Source organism: Phytoactinopolyspora endophytica, assembly GCF_004138495.1.
Lineage (GTDB): Bacteria > Actinomycetota > Actinomycetes > Jiangellales > Jiangellaceae > Phytoactinopolyspora > Phytoactinopolyspora endophytica.
The window spans coordinates 375030-378693 of sequence record NZ_ML142851.1 but is presented as its reverse complement, the minus strand read 5'-3'; the positions used below and the strand labels follow the sequence as shown (position 1 = coordinate 378693).

The window sequence follows — 3664 nt, the reverse complement described above, 5'->3', positions numbered from 1 at the left end:
CCCGGGACGGCTCCAGCCGGGCACCGACCTGGGGGCGGTCTTCGACGCGTTGCGCACTGCGCTGGCCGAAGCCCGGCTGCCGTTCCGTGTCGAGCCGTCGGCGCACCTCGCGATCCTGCAGTTCTCCAAGTTCCGGCTGTGGAAGGACCTCGATGGGCACTGGCTCCAGCTGTGCCGCAATCCGCTCGTCGAGCACCTGGTGCACACGCCGAACGATCCGTTCTCCGATCCGGTCGACGTCGATCTGTCCGACGTCGACCTCGACGAGCTGGCGGCCCGCTGCCCGGTCCCCGCGGACGCGTCCCAGCTGGAAGCGATCGCCGCGGCCGTCGCCGGGCGGACGTTCATCTTGGAAGGCCCGCCCGGAACGGGGAAGTCGCAGACCATCACCAATCTGCTGGTGCGTGCCGTCGCCCAGGGCAAGAGGGTGCTGTTCGTGGCCGAGAAGCGAGCCGCCCTCGATGTGGTCCATGATCGCCTCGGGAAGGTCGGCATGGCGCCGCTCTCGCTCGACCTGCACGACAAGAACAGCACCCCGGGCACCGTTCGGGCGCAGATCCGGCGCGCGCTCGACCACTCGGTCCAGGTCGATCGGGAGGGCCTGGACGCCAGCGGCTCGGAGCTCCGCTCCGCTCGCGGAAGGCTCTCCCGGTACGCCCAGCGACTGCACGAGACAAATGGCGCCGGGATGTCGCTGTACTCGGCTCGTGCCCGGCTGCTCGCGATGGGCAACGATGTTCCGGCCCTCGACGTACCGCCTGACCTGCTCGGCGCGTCGTCATCCGAGACACTCGTCCAGATACGTTCCCTCCTCGCCGACCTGCCTGATGTCGCCGACGCCGCGCGGCCGCATCTCCACCATCCGTGGGGGTTCATCGACACACCGGACGCCGGCTCCGTCGGCGCGTCCGATGACGACTTTCCCGCGGACGGCGATCGGCGAGTGGACGCAATCCGCCGCGCGGTGCTCGACCTCGACGACGCGATCGACGACGTTCCACGGTCCGGCCCGCTCGCCGACGTCATGCGGGCGGTACGGTCAGTCGACGATCTGATCGCTCTTGACGAGATCACCTCCGACGACGCAGTCTCCCTGGCGACGCTGGACCAGGTGGGAACAGCGCGTTGGGAGGCCCAGGTCACCGACACCGGGCAGCGGATCGCGTCCTTCGTCGCCACTTCGCATCCCGGGCTGGAGACCGCCACCCCGAGTGCGCTGGACCTTCCGCTCGCCGACATCCAGGCCCGAGCCGATGCCGCCGCGTCGTCGGGGTTCTTCGGACGCAGGAAGCAGCTGACCGCAGTCCGCGACGAACTGATCCCCACCCTGAGATCCGGCGCTCAGGTCAAGCCGAAGGGGGTCCCACAGCTGACCCGGGACCTGGCCCAGGTGCAGCGCGCGGTCGCCGGACTCGCCGCGCAGGTCAACGCGGTGCCCGGCATGGTGCTCCCCACCTCATGGAACCCTCTGACCGACCAGGGCGGGGCAGCCGTGGACGAGCGAGTGCGGTGGCTGCGCTGGGCGGCCAGCCATGTAGCGCCGCCGGAGAGCGACGCCGGCACCCGGGCCGATCATGACATCAACCATCCGCTGGACACCGGAGCTGACGCGCCGTCGGACGGCGGCGTCGAGGACTTCGGCCGGGCGCTGCGACGGTTCCTCGGCACGGCACCCTTCTCAGCGGCCGACCTGGCGGTGATCTCTCAGTTCCGTCAGGCGGCCGAGCAGTTGGTGCAGGTGTGCGCGATCGACCGTGAACACCTGGAACGCTGGGCCGGCGCCGACGGGCTGGTGTCCAGGTGGCGGCAGACACACGACGGCCGTGACGCGTCGTCACCAGACGTACGGGAGCTGCGACGCTGGCTTGCTCTCCTCGACCACGTCGAGCCGTTGCGGACCGCCGGGATGGCGGCGGCCCGGCGTGATCTGACCACCGGCGCGGTCGAGGCGGACGAAGGCGTCCGCGCGTTCGACCGAGGCCTCGCCGAGGCATCACTACACGAGCGCCGCGCAGCGACCGGCCTGGCCGACTTTGCTCCCCGAGTGCATGAGCGCAGCATCGACAGGTTCACGACGTCCACCGCCGCCGTAAGAGACGAGCTGGGAAACGCCATCCCGGCCCAGATCATCGCCGCACGCCCGTTCGACGCGGCCACCGGCAAGGAACGCGTCGGCGCACTCCAGCGAGAGCTGGCCAGGCAACGCGGCGGACTGCGCGTGCGCGAGCTGGTCGAGGAGTACGGGGACCTGATCACCCAAGCCATGCCGTGTGTGCTGGTCAGCCCCGACTCGCTGGCGCGGTTCTTCCCGCCGGAGACCGCCCTGTTCGACCTTGTCGTGTTCGACGAGGCCTCGCAGATCCGGGTCGCCGACGCGGTCGGTGCGATGGGGCGGGCGGGTTCGGTCGTCGTCGTGGGAGACAGCAAGCAGATGCCGCCGACATCGTTCGGCGAGCCGGTCACCGGCGACGACAGGTATGACGGATATGACGACATCGAGCCCGGCGTCGAGGATGAGGAAAGCATCCTCTCCGAATGCGTGCAGGCGCGCGTGCCCAGGCAGTGGCTGTCGTGGCACTACCGCAGCCAGGACGAGTCGCTGATCGCGTTCAGCAACCGGCAGTACTACGAGGGCAGGCTTTCCACCTTCCCCGCGCCGTCGTCCTCCCGCGACGACGACCGGGGCATCAGCCTGGTCCGGGTGGACGGGCGATTCCAACGCTCGGCTGGGCGCGGCGCCGGGGGTGGACCGCTGCGCACCAACCCGATCGAGGCGGAAGCGGTGGTCGAGGAGATCAAGCGACGGTTCGACGAGTCACCCGGGCAGATCCCGTCCATCGGTGTGGTCACCTTCAACCACCAGCAGCGGGGCTATGTCGAGACGCTGATCCGCGACCACGATGACGAGCGGCTGGCTGACGCCTTGGACGGCACCCACCATGAGGAGGGACTGTTCGTCAAGAACCTGGAGAACGTCCAGGGAGACGAACGCGACGTGGTGCTGTTCTCGACGGCGTTCAGCCCGGACGCACGTGGCGTGCTGCCGCTGAACTTCGGGCCGTTGAACCGGGTGGGCGGCGAACGGCGGCTCAACGTAGCGGTCACCCGGGCACGGCGGCGGATCGTCGTGTTCAGTTCGTTCGACCCCTCCCAACTGCGGGCCGAAGAGACGTCGGCCGTCGGGATCAAACACCTGCGGTCCTACCTTGATATGGCGCATCTCGGCACAGCCGCGCTACCGGCGGACGGCCGTCGCGCATCGGCCCGTGACCGTCACGCTGAGGAGATCGCCGCCCGGGTGCGCGAGCACGGGTTCACGGTCACCACCGACGTGGGTCTGTCGGACTTCAAGGTCGACGTCGCCATCGCCTCGGGCGACGATCCGGACCGTTCCCTGGTCGCTGTTCTCCTGGATGGGCCTGAGTGGGCGGGGCGGCGTACGGTCAACGACCGCGACGGGCTACCGACCGAGGTGCTGACGCAGCTGATGCGCTGGCCGGCCGTGGAGCGGGTGTGGCTTCCGGAGTGGCTCGACCGGCCCGACGATGTCGTCGCCCGCCTCGTGCAGCGCGCAACCGCCGCCACCGACTGACCCCAGATTGCGTCCTGCAAAACGCATCCATGACGCTCACTTTGCAGGACGTAAGATGCGGATCGTTCTCGC

The 3664-nt window shown here is 69.4% G+C and carries 1 protein-coding gene; it reads left to right on the top strand.

Annotation, left to right across the window (positions count from 1 at the left end; all coding sequences use genetic code 11):
- A partial coding sequence (locus ELR45_RS07555) for an AAA domain-containing protein (RefSeq protein WP_165367570.1) occupies positions 1-3592 on the top strand: 3592 nt, incomplete at its 5' end.
- Positions 3593-3664: the final 72 nt, after the last annotated feature.